At 69.9% G+C, this 21232-nt stretch carries 23 protein-coding genes and 1 pseudogene; 10 read left to right on the plus strand and 14 right to left on the minus strand.

What is annotated here, in order from left to right:
- Window positions 1-457 precede the first annotated feature (457 nt).
- The 4 genes from CYFUS_RS49695 (at window position 458) to CYFUS_RS49710 (ending at window position 4353) form a co-directional block, all read left to right on the plus strand.
- The gene (locus tag CYFUS_RS49695) at window positions 458-1744 is read left to right on the plus strand and encodes a DUF2380 domain-containing protein (RefSeq protein WP_332468332.1); all 1287 of its coding nucleotides are present in this window, start codon (window positions 458-460) and stop codon (window positions 1742-1744) included.
- Window positions 1741-2211, plus strand: coding sequence for an NUDIX hydrolase (locus CYFUS_RS49700; RefSeq protein WP_095991629.1), 471 nt, complete (start codon window positions 1741-1743; stop codon window positions 2209-2211). Before CYFUS_RS49695 ends, CYFUS_RS49700 begins: the two co-directional genes overlap by 4 nt.
- A gap of 307 nt (window positions 2212-2518) precedes the next feature.
- Window positions 2519-3136, plus strand: coding sequence for a TetR/AcrR family transcriptional regulator (locus tag CYFUS_RS49705; protein WP_095991630.1), 618 nt, complete (start codon window positions 2519-2521; stop codon window positions 3134-3136).
- Window positions 3137-3186: 50 nt separating this feature from the next.
- Window positions 3187-4353: an FAD-dependent oxidoreductase gene (locus CYFUS_RS49710; protein ID WP_157759117.1), complete on the plus strand. Its 1167-nt coding sequence runs from the start codon at window positions 3187-3189 to the stop codon at window positions 4351-4353.
- Window positions 4354-4417: 64 nt separating this feature from the next.
- Here CYFUS_RS49710 and CYFUS_RS49715 read toward each other — a convergent pair whose 3' ends face one another.
- Window positions 4418-5230, minus strand: coding sequence for an SDR family oxidoreductase (locus CYFUS_RS49715; RefSeq protein ID WP_198316414.1), 813 nt, complete (start codon window positions 5228-5230; stop codon window positions 4418-4420).
- Between the two features lie 74 nt (window positions 5231-5304).
- Here CYFUS_RS49715 and CYFUS_RS49720 point away from each other — a divergent pair, with 74 nt between their 5' ends.
- On the plus strand, window positions 5305-6276 hold the full coding sequence (locus CYFUS_RS49720; protein WP_232537903.1) for an AraC family transcriptional regulator: 972 nt from the start codon (window positions 5305-5307) through the stop codon (window positions 6274-6276).
- 87 nt (window positions 6277-6363) lie between these two features.
- Complete coding sequence (locus CYFUS_RS49725; protein ID WP_095991634.1) at window positions 6364-7008, plus strand: glutathione S-transferase family protein; 645 nt, start codon at window positions 6364-6366, stop codon at window positions 7006-7008.
- A gap of 44 nt (window positions 7009-7052) precedes the next feature.
- Here the strand turns inward: CYFUS_RS49725 and CYFUS_RS49730 are convergent, their stop codons facing one another.
- The 12 genes and pseudogenes from CYFUS_RS49730 to CYFUS_RS49780 form a co-directional block, all read right to left on the minus strand.
- Window positions 7053-7406, minus strand: a complete 354-nt coding sequence (locus tag CYFUS_RS49730; RefSeq protein ID WP_002621275.1) for a DUF1428 domain-containing protein — start codon at window positions 7404-7406, stop codon at window positions 7053-7055.
- A 126-nt stretch (window positions 7407-7532) separates the two neighbouring features.
- Complete coding sequence (locus tag CYFUS_RS52150) at window positions 7533-7781, minus strand: hypothetical protein (RefSeq protein ID WP_198316416.1); 249 nt, start codon at window positions 7779-7781, stop codon at window positions 7533-7535.
- A gap of 13 nt (window positions 7782-7794) precedes the next feature.
- Window positions 7795-7977, minus strand: a pseudogene (locus CYFUS_RS54450) (hypothetical protein); the annotation flags it as partial.
- A gap of 15 nt (window positions 7978-7992) precedes the next feature.
- Window positions 7993-8313 (minus strand): cation:proton antiporter, encoded by a 321-nt coding sequence (locus tag CYFUS_RS49740; protein WP_095991635.1) that lies wholly within the window; start codon window positions 8311-8313, stop codon window positions 7993-7995.
- Window positions 8310-8582, minus strand: a complete 273-nt coding sequence (locus CYFUS_RS49745) for a monovalent cation/H+ antiporter complex subunit F (RefSeq protein ID WP_095991636.1) — start codon at window positions 8580-8582, stop codon at window positions 8310-8312. Before CYFUS_RS49745 ends, CYFUS_RS49740 begins: the two co-directional genes overlap by 4 nt.
- Before the next feature lie 19 nt (window positions 8583-8601).
- On the minus strand, window positions 8602-9093 hold the full coding sequence (locus CYFUS_RS49750; RefSeq protein ID WP_095991637.1) for a Na+/H+ antiporter subunit E: 492 nt from the start codon (window positions 9091-9093) through the stop codon (window positions 8602-8604).
- Window positions 9090-10466 (minus strand): complex I subunit 5 family protein, encoded by a 1377-nt coding sequence (locus CYFUS_RS49755; RefSeq protein ID WP_095991638.1) that lies wholly within the window; start codon window positions 10464-10466, stop codon window positions 9090-9092. The genes CYFUS_RS49750 and CYFUS_RS49755 overlap by 4 nt, the downstream gene beginning before the upstream one ends.
- Window positions 10466-10852 (minus strand): sodium:proton antiporter, encoded by a 387-nt coding sequence (locus tag CYFUS_RS49760; protein WP_157759119.1) that lies wholly within the window; start codon window positions 10850-10852, stop codon window positions 10466-10468. The genes CYFUS_RS49755 and CYFUS_RS49760 overlap by 1 nt, the downstream gene beginning before the upstream one ends.
- 239 nt (window positions 10853-11091) lie before the next feature.
- Window positions 11092-12240 carry a hypothetical protein gene (locus CYFUS_RS49765; protein WP_157759120.1) on the minus strand — a complete coding sequence of 383 codons (1149 nt, stop codon included), beginning with the start codon at window positions 12238-12240 and terminating at the stop codon, window positions 11092-11094.
- 137 nt (window positions 12241-12377) lie between these two features.
- On the minus strand, window positions 12378-12962 hold the full coding sequence (locus CYFUS_RS49770; protein ID WP_095992692.1) for a Uma2 family endonuclease: 585 nt from the start codon (window positions 12960-12962) through the stop codon (window positions 12378-12380).
- 100 nt (window positions 12963-13062) lie between these two features.
- Entirely contained in the window at window positions 13063-14814 is a 1752-nt protein-coding gene (locus tag CYFUS_RS49775; RefSeq protein WP_232537267.1) for a PAS domain-containing hybrid sensor histidine kinase/response regulator, read from the minus strand.
- 72 nt (window positions 14815-14886) lie between these two features.
- A complete protein-coding gene (locus CYFUS_RS49780; protein ID WP_232537268.1) occupies window positions 14887-16284 on the minus strand; it encodes a PLP-dependent aminotransferase family protein in 1398 nt (465 codons plus the stop codon).
- Window positions 16285-16422: 138 nt separating this feature from the next.
- Here CYFUS_RS49780 and CYFUS_RS49785 point away from each other — a divergent pair, with 138 nt between their 5' ends.
- Both CYFUS_RS49785 and CYFUS_RS49790 read left to right on the plus strand, forming a co-directional pair.
- Window positions 16423-17493 (plus strand): branched-chain amino acid aminotransferase, encoded by a 1071-nt coding sequence (locus tag CYFUS_RS49785; RefSeq protein WP_198316417.1) that lies wholly within the window; start codon window positions 16423-16425, stop codon window positions 17491-17493.
- A 37-nt stretch (window positions 17494-17530) separates the two neighbouring features.
- Complete coding sequence (locus tag CYFUS_RS49790) at window positions 17531-18592, plus strand: enoyl-CoA hydratase/isomerase family protein (protein ID WP_095991643.1); 1062 nt, start codon at window positions 17531-17533, stop codon at window positions 18590-18592.
- A gap of 5 nt (window positions 18593-18597) precedes the next feature.
- Here the strand turns inward: CYFUS_RS49790 and CYFUS_RS53695 are convergent, their stop codons facing one another.
- A complete protein-coding gene (locus CYFUS_RS53695) occupies window positions 18598-19071 on the minus strand; it encodes a helix-turn-helix domain-containing protein (protein WP_095991644.1) in 474 nt (157 codons plus the stop codon).
- Between the two features lie 223 nt (window positions 19072-19294).
- Between CYFUS_RS53695 and CYFUS_RS49800 the strand changes: the two genes are divergently transcribed.
- Both CYFUS_RS49800 and CYFUS_RS49805 read left to right on the plus strand, forming a co-directional pair.
- A complete protein-coding gene (locus tag CYFUS_RS49800) occupies window positions 19295-19861 on the plus strand; it encodes a PIN domain-containing protein (RefSeq protein WP_095992694.1) in 567 nt (188 codons plus the stop codon).
- Window positions 19862-19941: 80 nt separating this feature from the next.
- Complete coding sequence (locus CYFUS_RS49805) at window positions 19942-21225, plus strand: MFS transporter (protein ID WP_095991645.1); 1284 nt, start codon at window positions 19942-19944, stop codon at window positions 21223-21225.
- Window positions 21226-21232 lie beyond the last annotated feature (7 nt).

Consider the following 21232-nt stretch of genomic DNA (forward strand, 5'->3'; position numbering starts at 1 on the left):
GAGCTTCACGATCCGCACCTACGGGTTCATGTCGACAAACAACGCTTCGCTAGGCAAGGTGTCAGAGGAGTCGTAGGAGACGAAGTGTTGGTACGAGTCCTTGACACCTTCCCCGGGTTGACACTCCCCACTGGGACCCCTCTACGCTGAGGATTTCGCCTCGGATGTGCTGGGCGCACGGGCTGATGGGGGGTGGACCATGATCGATAACTCACCAGGGGCACAGTGGATAGGCCTGCTGCTCGCCACGGCCCTGCTGTCCACCAGTTGTGCATCGCTGGCGTCACCGCCCAGCCATGGGATGAATTCGCGCCACATGACACACGAGGTCGCGGTGCCTCCTTTGCCCCAAAGGCCGAACGAGGAGTTTCCACTCGCCCGCTCCTCTCCCCCACCCTCCCCTCGCGAGCCCAAGGCACCGGCGCGGCTGCAACGTCGCCAGGACTCACGAGAAGCCATGGCGGCGGCGGGCGCTGGCAGCGCCGAGGGAACTACATGGCAGAGCGCCCTCGCGGCCCATCTGGCCTTTCGCAGTGCCGTCGGCGACGTGTCCGGCTCCACACGTCGGCTCTCCGGCGAACTCTCCAGACTCGAGGCCAGCACCCCTGGCATCGCCAGCAGGGCCTCCGGCCTCTTCGTCCGCTACGTGGACCATGGTGTCCTGCAACTGCGCTGGATGGATGCCGAACTCGCCGCCGCCACCCAGTTGGCCAACGCTGCTTCGGAGGTGAAGGACCCGGACATGCAACTCGCCCTGTTGCGCCGCGCCGGTCCACGGCTCGAGGCCGCCATGATGGGCTCCCTCCTGCTCGCCGTCTGGCTCGACTTCATCCACCTCACCGACGTCGCCCTCAAACAGCACATCTACAGCGTGGAGTGGCTGGTCGTGGACCTGGACCGCGTCCAGAAGATGCTCAAGCCCGCCATGACGGCGCTCTCCTCCGGGGAGTCAGGACAGGTGGAGGCGGTGGTTAGAGACATCCCTGCCCTGGTAGGCCACCTCACCCGCGAATTCGCGGCGACGCGTGAGGCCATGCGCGCGGGGGCGGAGAAGCTCCAGAAGATTCTGGTTCTCAAGGAGTCCATCGAAGCGATCACCCTGCTCTCGGCGTTGAAGTTCTCGCTGCCCTCTCTTCCACCGTCCGCTCCCGCCCTGCTCGGCATGAGTCTGACAGTGAGTGGCGACGGCGTGATGATGGGCACTCGCCTCGTCGTGTCCGCCGAGTGGGTGGAGATGATGCGCCACCTGGTGCGGGCGGGCGTCCTCTCCCTGCCGGCCGTCAGCGCCGCCGTGCGGATTCAGGCCGGCCAGGTGATGATGGCGCAGTCTCACGACGAGCTGCCCAAGGGTGTGCGCGACGCGCTCGGCGACGGGCCCGAGGTGCAGGGAATGCACGTGACGGGCAGAGCGGGGGCTGGCATGAACGAGCCACCACGACACCACATCCTGCCCAAGGAGTTCCGCGAGTGGTTCGAGAAGCGCGGCTTCACCGGCGAGATGGATATCGACCAGTTCTGCGTCAAGCTGGAGCAGGCGAACCACGAGGCCATCCATGGCGGTGGGAATTGGAAGCTGGGCCGCACATGGCCCGGCGAATGGAATCGGATGATCCTGGAGGCGTTGCAAAAAGCCGAGACCAGGACAGGCCGGATGTTGACGCGGAATGAGATCCTGGACATCGTCGCGGAGCGTATGGAGGAGTACTACATCCCGCTCAAATTCATCCCGTGGAGAGGTCCGTGAGAGATGGACATCCCTGGCAGGGCAACTGGGTGGCTCGACTGTACGAGCGAGTCCGCGAGCGTGGCTACGATTCGCTCACTTCCTTCGCTGATGCGCGTCCCACCGCCTCGCTGGTAGCCCTGGCCAAGGAGCTTGGAGAGGACGATGTCGCCGGGGTACAGGTGTTGCGCGGGTTGCTCGCCGAGGCGGAGCAACGCAAGCAGGTCACACGCTTTGTGCGTGATGTATTCGTGCGCCTTTGGTCCCAGAGCGTCCCCGGCGGGTGGCCCGCGGTACTGGACGACGCCAACCGGTTCAAGGTGGCCAAGGCACTTGGCTCGTGGTTCGCCTACACCCCGGAAACCCATAAGGAGCGCGTCGACCAGGCCAGTGATGCGCTCCTCGCCGCACCACCTCCGCCTGGCTGGCGTCCGCTCAGACCTGACGACGAACTGCTCCTCACCCTGCTTCCCGACGAGGAAGTCTGAACTTCATTCCATAGATAAGATAACGAGCGAGGACCGTTCCTGAAATGGTCCGAGCCATCAGGCCCACACCCCCTGTCGCCCCCGGGGAAGGTGTCAAAGAACTCGTTCCGACATCCCGCCGACTACAAATCGTCTGACACCTTTTCGGGGCCCACGCGGCTCACCTGCACGTCGAAGCGGTTGTAGTACTTCAGCTGCTGGCCGAGGAGCGGAAATCCGGCCCACGGTGACCAGGGGCCAAGGGGACGGAATGTGTTGAAGGCGAGAATGCGTTGCGTTTTAGACCAGTGGTCTATACCATTGGTCCATGCCACTCGAACGGTTCTACAAACTTCCCGAGGCCCGGCGCGCCGAGCTGCTGCGCATCGCGCTCCATGAGTTCACGGAGAAGGGAATCGAGGGGGCCTCGCTCAATGCGATCCTCGCGAAGGCGGGCCTGAGCAAGGGGGCCTACTACTATTACTTCGTGGACAAGGAGGACCTCTTCACGGCCGTCGCGGAGGACCTGTACGACCGCCTGGAGGCGCAGCTTCCGCCGCTTCTGCCCCAGCAGCCGGTGAGTGCCGAGGAATTCTGGCCGAGCCTGGAGCAGACCTTCTCGGCCTGGCTGGTGGCGGCTTGCAAATTCCCCGAGTTGCTCGGCGCGTTCCGTCAGCTCAGCCAGCAATTGCGCGCGAGCCCGAGGTTGGCCCCGATGCTGCGTCGTCGGCAGGAGGAGCAGTTCCGCTCGGTCATCCAGTTGGGCCGCAAGCTCGGTTGCGTGCGCACGGATCTCCCGGTCGAGCTCCTGGTCTCGCTGATGGTGGTGAGCGACTCCGTGCTCGACGAGGCGCTCGTCGCCAGCCGCAAGACGTTGAGCGGGGCCGTCGTGCGCAAGCACGCGCGGGTGGTGTTCGACACCTATCAGCGCCTGCTGCGCCCTTGAGTGCAGTGTGTGCGCCGAAACCGCGCACTCGAACCGAAGGAGGAATGAACATGAAGGTGCTCATCTCGGGAGGTGGAATTGGCGGCTTCGCCCTCGCGCGGCTTCTCCGCGACGCGGGCCATGACTGCCTGGTGATCGAGCGCGCGCGCGAATTCCGGCCGCTGGGCCACTTCGTTGCGCTGAAGGCCGAGGGCGTGGCCATGCTCGACCGGCTTGGGGTGCGCGAGGAATGCGAGGCCCGTGCGCTTCCGCTCTCGGGCCAGGTGCGGTTCCGCACACAGGGAGGGCAGCGCCTGCGCGCCGAGCACCTGGCCGCCTTGAACGCGGGATTGGGGGGGTTCCTCCCGATCCGGCGGGCCGATCTCCACGATGTGCTCCACCGGCGCGTGCGGGACGACGTCGACGTGCGCTTTGGGACCGAGGTCACCGATTTCCGCGAGGAGGCCGGGCGCGTGACCGTGGTGCTCTCCGATGGCCGCGAGGAGTGGGGAGACCTGCTGATTGGCGCCGATGGAGTCCACTCGAAGGTGCGCAAGCGGCTCTTCGGCGAGAGCGGAGAGCTCCTGCTCGGAGGCAGCTACGTCGCCATCGACATCGATGTGGCGCATGGGCTCGAGCTCGGGGAGATCTCGGCGTATCTCGGCCGCGGCAAGATGGTGGCGATGGTCCCGAGCGCACCGGGGCGCCTCTCGGTGATCGTGTACCACGGCGGGGACATCCTCCGGCCGAAGCTCCGGGGGGCCACCGCCACGCGAGCGTTCTTCGCCCGTGAGTACAACGCCTTCGCACCGGAGGTGCGCACCGCCTTCGCGAGGATCGACGACCAGAGCTTCGTGTTCGTCGACGACATCAAGATGATCCGCCTCGACTCCATCGTGCGCGGGAGGGTCGGCCTGCTGGGTGACGCCGCCGCGTGCCCCACGTTCCTGTCGGGGATGGGGAGTGCCTTCGCGCTCCAGAGCGCCGCCGTGTTGACCGAGGCGCTGAGCACCACCTCCGACGCCCAGGCCGCGCTCGCTACCTACTCGGCCCGCGTGCAACCCATCGCCGAGCGGCTCCAGCGCAAGGCCCGGTGGATGGGGTCGATGATTCTCGGACGGAACCGGGCGGTGGTGGCGGTTCGCGATTCCTTCCTCGCGCTCACGCCTCGTGGCTGGATGATGGAGGGGATGCGAAGCTTCTACAGCGCGCGCCGCGAGGGCGCTCGGGCCGCGTGACGTGGCTTCCCGGCTCGAGTGGGAGTGAGCATGCCCCCATGGAAGGGTGGCCTCTTCTGCGCACCTATGGGTTCATGTTGGCAAACAACGCTTCGCCGCGCTGCCTCAGCCCGTTCGCCACACCGATGACGATCTCGGCTTCACCTTGTTCGAAGCGCTGCACCGCCTCGCTCGCGAAGGTCTCGGCGGAGAGGACGGGCGGTCCAGATCCCTCCGCGGGACGCCGAGCCTGGCTCCTCTTGTCGAGTCCGGTCGCGACGATGGGCGGCGCGATCTCAACCACACGGACGCGCCCCGTCAGTTGATGCCGCAGGCTGAGGGTGAAGGAATGCAGCGCGGCCTTCGTCGCGCAGTACACGGGAAACTCAGCCGAGGGGCAGAACGCGAGACCGGAGGTAACGTTCACGACCGTGGGCTTCTCGTTGCGAACGAGCATCGGAAGCAGCGCGGCCGTCAGTGCGACGGGAGCGAGCAGGTTCGTGTCGAGCTCGGACCGGATTTCGCCGAACCCGACGCTTCCGCGGAAGTCTGACGCATGCATGATGCCAGCGTTGTTCACGAGGACGCCGAGATGCGGCAGGTCGGCCGCGAGCCACGAGGCCAACCTCGCCTGGTCCTCGGAGCGAGCAACGTCAGCCTCCATCGTGCGAAGCCCCGGATGCTTCCCCTTCGCGGCGGCCAATCTCTCCGGATCGCGTCCGCAAATCGCGACGTCGTATCCGCGCTTCAGAAACTCCGCGGCCATTGCCAGCCCAATCCCCGACCCGCCGCCCGTGATCAGCACGCCGCTCTTCCGCTCTCCGCTCATTTTTCGCTCTCCGCTCATCCGTGACGCTTCGTGGTGTGCCTCGGCGCGCGCCTGTCGCGCGTCGATCACGCCGCTCGTGTAGCAGCCGCCTCCAGGACGAAGAATGCTTGCGACGAGCGATTTCTTCGCTCATCGTACGGGCCGTGGATCTTCTCAGCGATATCCTCCGAGATCTGCGACTCGAGAGCACGGTCTTGAGTGTCTTCGAGCTTCACGCTCCATGGGGCTTGCGCAAGCAGCGGCTCGAGGGGGGCGCGCCCTTTCATGTGGTCATCGAAGGGCGCTGCGTCCTGCGAATGGAACACAAGAAGCCCATCGAGCTCGCAGCCGGCGATCTGGTTGTCCTTCCCCATGGCGACGCTCATACCCTGTCGTCATCGGCGTCCGCGCCCGTGACACCGTTCAGGTCGGTTCTGCTGCAAAACGGAGTCGTGGAGACGTGGGCGCCGGGAAAGCGGGCCGGCCGTCCCGCAGCCATCCGGTTCGGCTCGGCCAGAGGGGAGGTCGTTCGGGTGATGTCGGGCGTGTTCGCGTTTCAAGACCGACGCCGAAACCCCGTGCTCGAGGTGCTTCCCCCGCTGATCCGCGTCGCGGGTGAGCACGGTCGAGGCCCGTCGTGGCTTGAAAACGCCATTCGCCTCCTCATCGACGAGGCGTTCTCCGAGGCCCCTGGTGCGGTGACCATCGCGGAGCGTGTCGCCGACATTCTTTTCGTGCAGGCGGTGAGGGCGTACATCGCCTCGGAGCGGGATGCCCCCTCGAGCGGATGGCTGCGGGGGCTGCTCGACCCTTCCATCGGCCGCGCCCTGAGTCTCGTGCACGCTCGCGCTGCCGAGCCGTGGACCGTCGAGCGCCTCGCTCGTGCGGTCGGGCTCTCACGAACGGTCTTCGCACAGCGCTTTCGCCGTCTGGTTGGCGAGACCGTCATGGCCTACGTCACCCACCGTCGGATGCACCTCGCGGCGGGACTGCTGTGCACAAGCAACGACGGGCTTGCGCGGATTGCAGAGCAAGTCGGCTACGAGACGGAGGTGACGTTCAGCAAGGCGTTCCGCGTCTGGGCTGGCGAACCACCAGGGCGCTACAGAAGGCGAATGCGAGAAGCCGCGCGATGACCACGCACGGAGGACTCCTGCCAAGGTGAGCTTCGGTGCCCCGGTCGCATACTGCCCGGCGTCCATGGTATCGGTTCCATCGCCCGCATGACGACGACCCTCTACTTCTCCCGCAACCCCAACCCGCGACTCGCGGTGGCCGTGGCCCGGCATCTGGCGGCGCCCGTCAGCTTCCAGTTCGCGGAGCCGCTGGCGCCAGGCCAGGCCGAGCGGTACCGGCACCTGAACCCGTCGCTGCGCCTGCCCATCCTGGCCGAGGAAGGCGGGTCACTGTGGGAGGCGGATGCGATCGCCTGCCGGCTGTCGCAGATGGTGGGGTCGGACTTTTGGCGCACCGGCCACGACCTGCCCGGCATGATCCGGTGGGTCAGCTGGGCGCGCGACCACTTCATGCGCGCCTGCGACACGGTGCACTTCGAACGGGGTACGAAACCGCGCTACGGCCTCGGACCGTTCAACCAGGCCGCGCTGGACGAAGGGCTGTCGCATTTCCATGCGAGCGCCACGATCCTCGAGGACCAGCTGCGCGACCGCGACTGGCTGCTGCCGAGCGGGCTCAGCTATGCGGACTTCCGCATGGCGGTGTTCCTGCCGTTCAACGACGTGGCGCGCCTGCCGCTCGCGGACTACCCAGCCGTGGACCGGTGGCACCAACGGCTGATGGCGCTGCCGGCGTGGGCGGATCCGTTCGCGGGCTTGAGCGCGCCGGAGTTGCCGCCGGTGCCGGCTTGAGGCGACGCCGAACCCGGCTCGGACGGGTTTCCAGGTGGGAACACTCAGCGCACGTCGACGAGGACGTCGAAGCCGCCGTAGATCATACGCTTGCCGTCGAAGACGGAGTTCATGTCCATCTTCATGCGCGGGTCCTTCATGATCTTCTCGTTGCCCTCGTCGCGCGCCTGCTTCGAGGACCAGAAGATCCACGAGAAGACCACCACCTCCCCGGCCTCGGCCTTCACCGCGCCCTTGAAGTCGGTCACCTTGCCGTCGGGCACCTCGTCCCCCCAGCACTCGACGACGTGCGTGGCACCGTGCTCCTTGAACAGCGCGGCGGCCTCCTCGGCCATCTTGCGGTAGGCGTCCTTCTTGCCCGCGGGCACCGGCACCACGAATCCATCGACGTAGCTCATCACGCTTCTCCTGGACTGCTTCGTTGGGACTCCGAGGATAGCCTCTCCGCGGGGCGTGTCAGGCCAATGGCGACGCCGGAGCGAAGAACTCGTGGTGGCACTGATGCTCGGGCACCCCCAACTCTTTCAAGGAGCGCTGGATGGACGCCATGAAGGACGTGGGTCCGAGGAAGTAGACGTCGATGTCCCGCTCCCGGGGCAGCCATTGCGCGAGCAGCGCGAGATGAGCAGCTCGGCGAGCTGTTGGTAGGCGGCGCCCCACGCGGCCAGCACCTCGCCCGTCGCGATCTCCGCGCCGAGCACCTCGCGGATGGAGCGCAGCAGGCTGTCTGCTGGAGATGAATGGATTCTGCGCCGGCCCGGAGTGCGGCTCATGGGCTAGCGGAAATTGATCGGCGCACCTGTTATGCGCGTCATCCTTGCCCTCGTGCGGCACCGGGATGGGTTCGTACCTGCGGCGGCACTCCCGCTCCGAGGTTTCGATGAGGCCCAGAGGGGGGAAATCCGGGCCCTTTGGCTCCGGCTTGGGCTTCTGTTCCGGCGAGGGATTCTGCGGGGCGGGGCACGCCAGGGAGCACCGCGCCGCTCACTGCCCCGCGTCCACCTCCTCCGCCACCGCCTCCCCCTGCTCGCGCGCCGCCGCGCGGGCGATGGCGTGCGCGGACATGGGCGCGGTGAGCATCAGGAACACCGCCACGAGCAGCGCACGGCACATGAGCGGCCACTGGCCCGAGCCCACCGCCCCCATCAGGATGATGACGACGCCCACGAACACCGCCTGCCCCGCCGCGTGCACCCGCATGAGGATGCCCGGCAGGCGGATGATGCCCACCACCGACACCGTCACCGCCACGAGCCCCAGCAGCACCAGCGCGTCCGCCACCCACTTGAACGCCTCGGCGCTCATCGCGGCCCCGCCTTGTGCTCCGCGTGGTGCCGCGTGGCCGCCACCGTCTGCACGTAGGAGACGAGCGCCAGTACCAACGCCGCGTCCAGGTAGCCCGTCACCCCGCGCCAGGCGCCGAACAGCCCCAGCACCGCCACGAACACCAGCGCCAGCGTGTCCAGCGCCAGCACCACGTCCAGCGTCGAGCGCGCCCGCGCCGACACCACCACCAACACGCCGAGCAGCCCCATCAGCCACACCAGCGCCACGTAGAAGACGACGTCGTGCATGGGCTCGCCACCTCCCGCTTCAAGGGAACACCGCCCGCTGGCGCTCCCGGTAGAACCGCTCCAGCTCCGCGCGGAACTCCTCCGCTCGCGACGCATCCGCCAGGTGGAAGCGCATCACCCGCCGCTCCCAGTCGATGCCCAGCAGCACCGAGCCCGGCGACATGCTCGCCAGCAGCGCCGACACCCGCGCCCCTCCGTCCGTGCGCTCTCCCAGCGCCACCTCCACCTCCCCCTGCCGCTCCGCCGGCCGGGGCCCGAGCATCAGCCACCCCATGCGCCAGGTGCCCCGCACCACGTCCACCAGCACCGCGCCCACCAGCACCCCGAAGGCCCACAGCCGCCTCGGCCCCACCGCTCCCGGAGCCCGCCCGTCCAGCAGCCAGCGCCCACTCCACGCGAGCAGCCCCGCCGACACCCCGGCCCCCAGCGCGACGTCCGCCACCGTCACCTGGCCCACCATCAACACGAACACCCCGGTGAGCAGCACCCACGGCACTCCCCAATGCTTCATGGCCCTCCTCCCCCCACGAGCGCCCCCGCCACCCGGGCACTCACCGCGAGCAGCGGCTCGGGCCACACGCCCACCCCCACCCCCACCAACGCCAGCGCCAGCACCACCCCGCTCGCCGCCCCGTCATGCGCCTCGCGCGCACGGGCCTCCACCCAGTACAGGCGCTGGAAGGTGCGCGCGAGCGCCACCAGCGACAGCACGCTCGAGAGCACGACGAAGCCCGCCAGCCACCAGCGCTCGCCGACGAGCATCGCGCGCAAGAGCTCCGTCTTGGCGAGGAAGCCCAACGACAGCGGCAGGCCCGCGGAGCTGAAGGCCGCCGCCGCGAAGGCCGCGCGCGAGCGCGACCCCGGCAACCCCATGGCGAGGAACAGCACCGCCTTGTCCAGCGAGCCCGACAGCGCGAGCAGCACCGCCGCCGCCACGCCCGGCCCCGACCCGAGCCCCAGCGCCGCGAAGAGGTAGCCCGCCTGGGCGATGGACGCGTACGCCAGCGTCTCCGCGGGCACCTGCCGCGCGAGCGCGAGCAGCGAGCCGTAGACGAGGCTCGCTCCGCCCAGCACCGCCAGCACCTCGGCGCCATGCGCGAGGGTGTCGCCGAGCACTCCCGGGCCCAGGCGCACCAGCGCGTAGCTGCCGATGTTCACCAGCGCCCCGGCGAAGATGGCGGCGATGGACGTGCTCACCCCCCGGTACACCGCCGGCGCCCAGAAGTGGAACGGGAAGAGCCCCAGCTTCACCCCGAAGGCGCTGAGCAGCAGTGCCCCCGGCACTTCGAGCCGGCGCGTGTGGGGGCTGGCCACCCACTCGGCGATGCCTCCCATGTCCAGCGTCCCCGTGGCCTGGTAGAGCATCACCACCGCCGTGAGGAAGAACACCGAGCCCATGAGGTTCACCACCACGAAGGTGAAGCCCGCCCGCAGCGCCGAGGCCCCCCGGCCGTAGCTCGCCAGCGCGAAGGCCGCGCCCATGGACAGCTCGAAGAAGACGTAGAAGTTGAACGCGTCCGCGGTGAGGAACGCCCCGTTGAGCCCCGCGGCCAGGAAGAGCACCAGCGCCGGGAAGCTGCGCGTGCCGATGCCCTCGAGCAGCTCGCACAGGAGTGCCCCGGCGAGCACCGCGTTGGTCACCACGCAGAAGAGCACCGACAGCACATCCGCGCGCAGGCGGATGCCCATACCCACCGGCCACCCTCCGGCGACCACCTCGGGCACGGGGCCGTGCAGGGCCGCGGGCAGCAGCGCGAGGCTCGCCCCGAGCACCCCCACGAGCCCCACCACCGCCAGGACGGCCACGGCCTTCTTGCGCCCGTCCAGGAAGGAGAGCACGGCGGCCAGCCCCCACGCGCCCACCAGGGGCAACACGAGCGGCATCAGCGCTCCTCCGGCTCGGACGGCTCTCGCGTGAGCGACTGCTCTTCCTCCAGCTCGGCGTGCACCACGTCGCGCAGGTCCAGCGAGCCGTGCTGCTCGTGCATCCGGTAGACGAACGCCAGCAGCAGCGCCGAGGTGGCGAAGCCGATGACGATGGCGGTGAGCGCCAGCGCCTGGGCGAGCGGATCCGTCATCACCACCCGGGTGGCGCCCTCGTCGTGCAGGGGCTCGCCGCGCTCGGGAAAGCCCGTGGAGAGGATGAAGAGGATGGCCGAGTTGGTGAGCAGCAGCCCTCCCGCGGCCATGCGCACCAGATCCCTCTTGAGCGTGAGCAGCACCCCCACGCCGAAGAGCAGCCCCACCGTGAGGGCCACGGCGGCGTTCACGCGGGGCTCCAGGTCACGGGCGGAGGGAAAGGCGGGCACATCGGTCGGTCGGTTCCCGGAGTGGAAGGGACCCCGAGGGCAGGCACGTCCTACTTCCCGGGGAGTCCCTTCCTCATACAAGGCGAGGCGCCCCCAGTGGCCGGGCACGAACGGGGGCGCGGGCGGGCACGTCCGTTAGGGAACGTTCTGGCCCATGAAGTGCCGCCTCCCTACACGGCGCGCGGGGACGCACACCCGGCTCAAATGCAGACGCCCTTCTGCACGTGCTGGCAGGAGCCATTCGTGGCACAGAAGTCGATGGTGCACGCCTTGCCGTCATCACACCGCGCATGGTCCACCGCGTTGTCGGGACAGACGCCGCTCGTCCCCGAGCACCGCGCCGCGCTGTCACACACGCCCGCCGCCGCGCGGCACACCTGGCCCGCGGGCAGATAGCGATCGACCGGGCACGCGGGGCTCACGCCATCACAGACCTCGGCCGGATCGCACCCACCCGTGGAAGGCTGGCACACGGAGCCCGCCGCCACCTTGCGATCCCCGGGGCACGCGACGCCCACTCCGTCACACCGCTCCTCCACGTCGCACATGCCCCGCGAGGGCCGGCACACCACGTCCGGGCCCACGCGCCGGTCCCCCGGACACACGCCCGCGCCACACACCTCTTCCTGGTCGCACACCCCGGCCGCCGCCCGGCACGTGCGCGCCTCGCAATCCGGATCCCGGCAGTCGACGAGCCCATCACAGTCATTGTCCTGCCCATCCCCACACGCCCGCTCCGTCGAGCCCCCCGGGCAGACGCACGCGGAGCCCCCACACGTCTGGCCCTGGGCACCACACGCGCGTGCGCCACAGTCCGGATCCGCGCAGTCCACCAGCCCATCACAGTCATTGTCCCGCCCATCACCGCACTGGCTCTCGCGCGGCTCCGACTTCACGCAGACACAGGTGCCCGAGCCCGGCTCACAGCGAGGCGTGTCTTTGCCACATTGCGCATCCATGACACACGCCACGCCTCCCGTGCCGCACGCGGTGGGCGCGGTGCCGGGCAGACAGGTATTTCCCTGGCAGCAGCCCCCCGCGCACGACGTCGAATCACAGACGCACTGGCGGCCCTCGCACCGCTGCCCCTCGCCACACGTCTCGCACGGGCCCCACGTCCCACCGCTCCCGCATGTCTGGATTCCCGCGCAGCCCTCCTCGCACGCCCGTGTCGCGCCCACCACGCACGGCGGCCCGGCGTCCGGGTCCTCGACACATACACCCTCCACACACGCCCTGCCCCCCGTACACGGCCAGCCCCACTCGGGCGCGCACTCCTCCGAGCGGGACGGACCACAGCCGAGCACCATCCACACCCCCACCAACACTCCCCAGACCCCTCGACCCATGAACGGCGGCTCCCTCGACCCTGGCACCCGGCCAGGCAATGGTTTCGCCGTGCCGCCAGAGCAATCCGCCTGCCATGCGCCCCTCGAAGGGAGAGCGGCGATCCTGCTCATCTCCCCCGTGGGACACTCATCTCCACTCAGGGAACGAGCCAGAGCGCTCCCAACCCGAGTTCCACCGCCTCGAAGGGCTCGGCGCGCACCGGCACGTCTCCCGCGTGGGTCTCCGTCCGGGCCCAGCCCCCCGCGTCCCTCCGGAAGACCTCCAGCGTGCGCGCGAGCGGATCGATGAGCCACGCATGGCTCACGCCCTCGCGGAAGTACACCGGCAGCTTGCGGTGCCGATCCACCCGCGCCGTGGAGGGTGACAACACCTCGCACACCCAGTCCGGCGCGAGCGGAACGAAGGGCTCTCGCGCGGAAGGCGGCTGGGGCATGCGCTCACGGCGCCAGCCCGCCAGGTCCGGCACGAGCACATCCCGCCCCAGGTGGAGTTCGGGCTCATCCAAGAACCACCAGCCCCCCGGCCCTCCGCGTCCGAGGGAAAAAGGGCCTCCCAGCTCGACGCCCAACAAGAAGGCGCAGTGCGCATGGCCCACCGCGGGCCGGGGCGAGGCCAGCAGCTCGTCCTCCAGCAGCTCGCCCACCCACCCGTCCGGCAGGGCCTCGATGTCCGCATACGTCGCCGGCTTCTTGCCCCGTCCCATCTTCAACCCCTGACCCATGCGCCGCGCCTCCTGGAGGATCAACACCCGTGGGGCCGTGCTCTTCCCCACTCCTCCAGTCTACCCGGCCGTCCGACATCCGAGGTCGGGTGGGACGGGCTCAGCCCTCGAACATGCTCCGCACGCGCGTGGCGAGCGCGTCCGGATCGAAGGGCTTGGTGATCATCTGCATGCCCGCGTCCAGGTAGCCCGTGCCGAACACGGCGTTCTCCGCGTAGCCCGTCATGAAGAGCACCTTGAGCCCCGGGCGCAGCTCGCGCGCGGCGTCCGCCAGTTGCCGCCCATTGAGCCCCGGCAACCCGATGTCCGTCACGAGCAGATCAATGCGCTTCTTCGACTGCACCACCTTGAGCCCCTCGGGCCCATCCGCCGCCTCGATCGTCCGGTAGCCCAGCTCCCCGAGGATCTCCAACACCAGCTCGCGCAACAGCGGCTCGTCCTCGACGACGAGCACCGTCTCGCCCTCCGCCCGCGCGGCCACCGGCGCCCCCGCCACCGCCCCCTCCTCCAGCGCCTCGCCCAGGAAGCGCGGCAGGAAGAGCGTCACGCTCGTGCCCCGGCCCACCTCGCTGTCGATGCGCACGTGGCCCTCGGACTGCCGGGCGAAGCCGTAGATCATCGACAACCCCAGGCCCGTGCCCTGGCCCAGCGGCTTGGTGGTGAAGAAGGGCTCGAACGCCCGGGCGATCACGTCCGGCGGCATGCCACTGCCCGTGTCCGTCACGCGGATGCGCACGTACGCGCCCGGCGCCAGGTCTCTCGGCGCCGTGGGGTCGCCCGCATCCAGCCGGGTGTTCTCCGTCTCCAGCGTCAGCCTCCCCCCGGACGGCATCGCATCGCGCGCGTTGATGACGAGGTTGAGCAGCGCGTTCTCCAGTTGGTGCGGATCACACAGCGTGTGCCAGAGCCCCTCGGCCGGGTGCACCTCGAGCTGGATGGAGGGGCCGATCGTCCGGCGCATCAGCTCCTCGAGCGAGACGATGAGCGCGTGAGCCTCCACGGGCCGGGGCTCGAGCGGCTGGCGCCGCGAGAAGGCGAGCAGCCGGTGGGTGAGCGCCGCGGCGCGGTTGACCGAGGCCATGGCCGAGTTGATGTAGCGCGGAGCCTGATCCACCTGGCCCAGCTCCAATCGCTTCTGGAGAATGGACAGCGAGCCGAGGATGCCGGACAGCAGGTTGTTGAAGTCGTGCGCGATGCCGCCGGTGAGCTGGCCCACCGCCTCCATCTTCTGGGCGTGGCGCAGGGCCTCCTCGGCGCGTCCGCGCTCGGCGATCTCCGACTGGAGCCGGGCGTTGGCGGCGGCGAGCTCGTGCGTGCGCTCGGCCACGCGCGTCTCCAGGGTCTCGTTGAGCACGCGCAGCGAGTCCTCGGCGGCGCGCCGCTCGTGCACGTCCTCCGTCATGCCGTGCCAGCGCAGGATGTCCCCCTTCGGGCCGAGCAGGGGCAGGGCACGCGTGTGCATCCACCGGTAGTCCCCCCGGGACAGGCGCATGCGGTACTCGGCCTCGAAGGGGCCCGTGGAGGAGATGGCCCGCGCCCACGCCGCGGAGACCGCCGAGCGATCATCGGGGTGCACCAGGCGCAGCCACCCGTCTCCAAGCGCCGCCTCGCGCTCCGTGCCCGTCAACTCCACCCAGCTCTCGGGCAGGCCGGTGATGCGGCCCTCGGGGTCCGCCGTCCAGGAGATCCTCGGCGCGAGCCGCACCAGGGCGGAGGGATGGGTGCCCTCCCCGGGAGGTCCAATCCAGGTCCCATTGGCCTCCGCCCACGCCAGTGCCTGGCGCAGCCGCGCGTTCTCCGCCTCGAGCGTGGCCAGTCGCTCGCTCGGCGCCGTGTCCATTGGAGTGCCCACGGATTTCTACAGAACACCGGGCACCGGGTCCGTCAAGCGAAGGGGGCGGGCGAAGTCCCGCTCCGCCGGAAATCACACCACCGCGAGCGGCTCGGTCCCGGCGTCCAGCACCTCGCGCAGGCGCCGCAGGCCCCGCTCCAGTTGCGCGCGCGTGCGCGGAGTGCCGATGCACACGCGCACCGCCGCGGGCACCAGCCCCGGCCCCACGCCGAACAGGTCCGCGCTCGTCACCGACACCCCGTGCCGCCGCGCCTGCGCGGTGAACGCCTCGCTGCGCCGCCCCTCGGGCAGCCCGAGCCACAGGTGGTAGAGCGGCACCGACTCCTGGCAGCGCACCCCCGCCCCGAGCACCGCGCGCGCCAGCGCCTGACGCTCGCCCGCCTCGCGCCGCTGGGCCACCACGAGCGCGTCCGCCGTGCCCTCCTCCACCCAGCGCGAGAGCACCTCGGCCATGAGCGGCGTCGTCATCAGCGAGGCCAGGCCCACCTCCTCGGCAAGCCGCTCGCAGCGCGCCCGTGCCGGCCCCACCAGGTAGCCGATGCGCAGCCCCGGCGTGAGCAGCTTGCTCACCCCGGCGATGAAGTAGCTCGACTCGGGCAGGAAGCACGCGAGCGGCGGCGGGCGCACCGAGGGCAGGAGCCCATACGAGTCGTCCTCCAGCACCAGCACCCCATGGCGGCGCGCCACCTCGGCCACCTCGCGCCGCCGCGCCTCGGACATCACCGCGCCCGTGGGGTTGTGGCACGTGGGCTGGAGGTAGAGCAGGCGCACCGGGCCCGCGCGGCACGCCGCCTCCAGCGCGTCCGGCAGGAGTCCGTCCGCGTCCAGCGCCAGCCCCTGAATCCTCAGTTGGAAGCGCCGCGCGAGCACCTTGATGCCCGGGTAGGTGAGCGCCTCGGTGGCGAGCACGTCGCCGGGCTGGGTGAGCGCCGCCAGCGCCACCTCCATGGCGTGCTGGCCTCCCGCGCACACCACCACCTGCTCGGGCCGGGCCGACAGGCCGAAGCGCCCCGCCCACGCCGCGCCCGCCTCGCGGTGCTTGAGCGCCCCCGCCGCCGGCTGGTAGGCGAGCAGCTCCGCCAGCCGGGGCGAGCGACCCAGCTCCTCCAGCGACGCGCGCAATGCCTGGCTCGCCGGGTCTCCCTCGGGCGTCGCGGGCGCGTTGATGCTCAGCTCCACCACCGAGCCCTCGTCCGCTTCGCGCGCCTCGGGCGGCGTGGGCATGTGCGTGGGCGCGGCCTTGTCCCGCACGTAGGTGCCCCGGCCCACCTCGCCCCGCACCAGGCCCCGCTTCTCCGCCTCGCCATAGGCGCGCGTCACCGTGCCCACGGTGACGCCCAGCCGCTCGGCCAGCTCCCGGTGCGTGGGCAGGCGCGTGCCCGGCAGGAGCCGCCCGGCGTCGCGATCCTCGGCCAGCGCGTCCGCGATCACCCGGTACAGCGGCCCCCGACGCCCCTCGAGCCTCGGCATCCAGCTTGTCTCGGTGACAATCGGTACACTTGACGAAGATTGGAGTCCCACGTAATCGATTGTCTCGATTCCGGCGCAACTTGTCACGAAATTGCGTCGGAACCGTCCCCGCCCCCCTACAGCCAGAGGAGCCGCAGCATGATGCCCATCGAGGTCCAGCGAGCCGCCGTCCTGAAGCCCAAGCCCGCCGCCACGGACGTGCTGGGCTTCGGCAAGTACTTCACCGACCACATGTTCCGGATGGACTACGCGCCGGAGCGCGGGTGGCACCAGGCGCGCATCGTGCCGTACGGGCCGCTGGGGTTGGATCCGGGCGCGGCGGCGTTGCACTACGCGCAGTCGGTGTTCGACGGGGCGAAGGTGTTCCGGGGCCGGGATGGGAAGCTGCGGGCGTTCCGGCTGATGGATCACTGCGCGCGTCTGGCGGCGAGCGCCGAGCGGCTGAGCATGGCGGTGGTGCCACCGGAGCTGGCGCGCGAGTCCATCGAGGCGCTGGTGAAGGAGGAGGCGGCGTGGGTGCCGAGCGCGCCGGGCACGTCGCTGTACGTGCGGCCGGTGGTGATCGCCTCGGAGGCGTTCCTCGGGGTGAGGCCGGCGGACAAGTACATCTTCTTCGCCATCCTCAGCCCGGTGGGCAACTACTTCAGCAACGGGGCGGAGCCGGTGCGCATCTGGGTGGAGCAGCGGCACACGCGCGCGGCGCCCGGGGGCCTGGGCGGGGCGAAGGCGGCGGCCAACTACGCGGCGAGCCTCCAGGCGTCGGTGGAGGCCAAGAAGCGCGGCTATGCGCAGGTGCTGTGGCTGGACGCGCTGGAGCACCGCTACATCGAGGAGGTGGGAACGATGAACCTCTTCGTGCGCATCGGGGAGGAGATTGTCACCCCGCCCCTGGATGGGACGTTCCTGCCGGGCATCACGCGGGAGAGCGCGCTGACGCTCCTGCGCGACTGGGGCATGAAGGTGAGCGAGCGCAAGCTGTCCATCGACGAGCTGCGCGAGGCGCACCGCGAGGGGGCGTTGCACGAGGTGTTCGGCACGGGGACGGCGGCGGTGATCTCTCCGGTGGGCGGACTGGGCTTCGAGGAGGGCGAGCTGAAGATCGGCCAGGGCCGGGTGGGCGAGGTGTCCCAGCGGCTGTACGACGCGCTCACCGGAATCCAGTACGGCACGCAGCCGGACCGGCACGGGTGGATGACGGTCATCGCGTAGGACTCCGGAGGGCCCCGGGGCGTGCTATCCCCGGGGCATGAATCCGGACGTGCTGCTGGAGACGCGCGGGCCGCTGGCCCTGGTGACCCTCAACCGCCCCAAGGCGCACAACGCGCTCGACCTGGGGATGATCCGCGCGCTGCACCCGGCGCTCGAGGAGTGGGCGGGGCGCCCCGAAGTGAAGGCGGTGGTGGTGCGCGGCGCGGGCGGCCGGGCCTTCTGCGCGGGCGGGGACGTGCGGGCCGTGGCCGGCACGCTGGACACGCCCGTGCCCGGGGAGCAGGAGCCGTTCTCGCGCGCCTTCTTCCGCGAGGAGTACCGGCTCAACCAGCTCATCCACCACTACCCCAAGCCCTACGTGGCGCTGGTGGATGGCATCTGCATGGGCGGGGGGCTGGGGCTGAGCCGGCATGGCTCGCACCGCGTCGTCACCGAGCGGCTGCTGCTGGCCATGCCGGAGACGGGCATCGGCTTGTTTCCCGACGTGGGCGGCGGCTGGTTCCTGCCACGCTTTCCGGGCGAGTCGGGCACGTACCTGGGACTGACGGGAAACCGGTGCGGCGCGGCGGACGCGCTGTGGCTCGGGTACGCGACTCAGCGCGTGAAGCATGATCGGCTGGACGCCGTGGTGGACGCGCTCGCGGCGGCGGACTGGGGCGGCGGGTCAGCGCACGCGGTCGTCTCCCGGGTGCTGTCGGACTTCACCTCGGAGCCAGGGCCCTCGCCGCTCGCGGCCCACGCGGGGGAGATCGACCGGTGCTTCGCGGGCAACCGGGTGGAGGAGATCCTCGAGGCGCTCGCGGCCGAGGGCACGCCGTGGGCGGAGGAGACGCGCGCCACGCTCGGGCGCATGTCGCCCACGAGCCTCAAGGTGACGCTGCGCCAGCTGCGGCTCGGCCGGGGCATGTCCTACGACGAGGTGGCGGCGATGGAGTACCGGCTGAGCCAGCGCTTCATGTCCCAGCCGGACTTCCGCGAGGGCATCCGCGCGGTGCTCGTGGACAAGGATCAGAAGCCCCAGTGGAACCCATCCACGCTCGCCGAGGTGCGGGACGAGGACGTAGAGGCGTTCTTCGCGCCGCTCGCGCCGGGGGAGTGAGCCCCTCAGTAGCCGAGATCGAGGTCCTGGGCCTCGGCGGCCAATTCCTTCAGGACCTGCTCCTGACGCCGCTCTTCCTCGCGTTTGAAGGCGAGCAGGTCCTCGAAGCGGATGCGGCGGTGGGTGCCCGTCTTGTGGAAGGGGATCTTCCCCTGGTCGAGCAGGCCGATGAGGTAGGGCCGCGACACGTTGAGCAGATTGGCGGCTTCCTGGGTCGTGAGTTCCGCATGGATGGGAACGAGGGTCACCGCGTTCCCCCGCGCCATCTGCTCCAGCACCCGGACGAGCAACACGAGAGCCCCCCGAGGAACGGACACGGCTTCCTTCACCCGGGGATCCTCGGGCCGTAGCGTCACGTGGGAAGCGCCTCGCTTGGACGCCTTGAGCAAGGGGGAGAGGAGCCGGACCGCTTGTGCGGCCTCCTGGGCCTCGGCCTCACTGGGAGGCACCACATCCATCAAATCCAGCGCGGTTCCCATCTCGCCACTCCCTTGGCATCGGCTCGTTTCCGCCGCTGGGGTCCGTCTGGCACCCCACCGCAATATTCGCAGCAATCGAAACAAACGCAACGGCACGCCGAATCGGAGCAGGTGACGACCAGCGAGCAAGCAAACCATCATGTCCACGGGCCTGGACAGCAGTGCCTCCCCTGTATTACGGGAAAAGTCACCTGTGACCTTACTACTTGGCGGGTCCATCCACATGCCGTTCATCGTCTTGTATGACGCGTGTGTCCTCCACCCGGCCCCTCTCCGAGATCTGCTCGTACGACTGGGGCTGTCCGGTCTCTGCCAGGCGAAGTGGACGCGGCGGATCCTGGACGAATGTTTCCGTGGCATCGCGCGGCGGCGTCCTGACCTGGACCCCGGCCGGCTCGCACGAAGCCGACAACTGTTGGAAACCGCCATTCCCGACGTGAATGTGGAGGGGTATGAGGACCTCATCGAGAGCATCCACGGCCTGCCCGATGTGGACGACCGTCATGTCGTCGCCGCGGCCATCCGGTGTGGTGCCCAGGTCATCGTCACCTCCAACCTCAAGGACTTCCCCTCCCCCGTCCTCGACCGTTACGGCATGGAGGCGCAACATCCCGACGACTTCGTCCGGAATCTCATCGGCTTGGATGAAGCCACGGTCGTCCAGATCATCCGGGCACAAGCCGCGATCTTGAGCGCGCCCCCGAGAACCCCCGCCGACATCCTGGAGCGACTCCACGACAATGGCCTGTCCGTCTCGGTCGCCAGACTCAAGCAACTGCTCGGTGTCTGACCGCGGCTCCGTGACAAAGCGCGTTACACGACGGGAATCCGCGCGGCGGGGCCGCCCCGGGTAGGCTGCGCCGCACCTTCATGGACACCGCTTCTCCCTCCCTGCGCAGCGTGCTCGCGCTGCTGCGGCGCAATGCCGACTACCGCCGCCTCTTCCTCGCCACCGTCGTGTCGATGCTCGGCGACTGGTTCGCCTTCGTGGCCATCAGCGGCTTCGTCACCGAGACCACCGGCCACCTGAGCGCCTCGGCCGCCGTCTACGCCGCCAGCGTCCTGCCGGCGAGCCTCCTGTCCCCCTTCGCCGGCCTGCTCGCCGACCGCATGGACCGACAGCGCCTCATGGTCACCGTGGACCTGGTGCGCGTCCTTCCCGCGCTCGGCATGCTCGCCGCCCTCTTCTGGCGCGCCCCCCTCCTCGCGATCCTGTGCGTCGCCCTGCTCGCCGCGCTCTCCGCCTTCTTCGACCCCGTCGCCGAGGCCTCCGTCCCCAACGTCGTCTCCCCCGAGGAGCTCCCCGTCGCCCAGGCCGCGCTCGGCAGCGTCTGGGGCAGCATGCTCTTCGTCGGCGCCGCGCTCGGCGGCCTCGCCACGCTCGCCTTCGGCCGCCACGTGAGCATCCTCCTCAACGCCGCCACCTTCCTGCTCTCCGCCTGGCTCGTGCGCGGCATCCGCCGCTCCTTCCAGCGTCCCCCCTCCAGCGCCGTCACCTCGACCGCCGCCGACACCGGCACCTGGCGCCAGCTCCACGAGGCCTGGACGTTCGCCCGCAGCCACCCCATCTCCCTCTCTCTACTCACCACCAAGGTGGGCGTGGGTCTGGGCAATGGACTCGTGGGGCTCTTGCCCGCGTTCGCCGCGCGCAACTTCGGCTCCGGAGACGAGGGTGTGGGGCTGCTCCTGTCCGCGCGCGGCCTGGGCGCGTTGATCGGCCCCTTCCTCGGCCAGCGCTGGGTGCGCCGGGATGATCGCCGCCTGTTCCTCGCGTGCGGCGTCTCGATGATCACCTACGGGCTCGCCTATCTCCTGCTGCCCGCCGCCCCCTCGCTCCTGCTCGCCGCGGGGTGCGTGCTGCTCGCGCACCTGGGCGGCGGCGCGCAGTGGACGCTCTCCACCTATGGCCTCCAGGTGTCCACGCCGGACCGGCTGCGCGGGCGCATCATGGGCCTGGACTTCGGCCTCGCCACCCTGGGCATCGGCGTGTCCTCGCTCGCCGCCAGCGTCGCCGCCGAGGGCGTGGGCCTCACCCGCGCCGCCTGGGGACTCGCCGGAGCGTCCCTGCTCTACGGCACCCTCTGGCTGTGGAAGACCCGCCCGTTGTGGCGCGGACGGCCCGACGTGCTCGCCACCTCCCGCCCCCAGGAGTGAACGGGCG

The sequence above is a fragment of the Cystobacter fuscus genome, from assembly GCF_002305875.1.
In the GTDB taxonomy this organism is placed as follows: domain Bacteria; phylum Myxococcota; class Myxococcia; order Myxococcales; family Myxococcaceae; genus Cystobacter; species Cystobacter fuscus_A.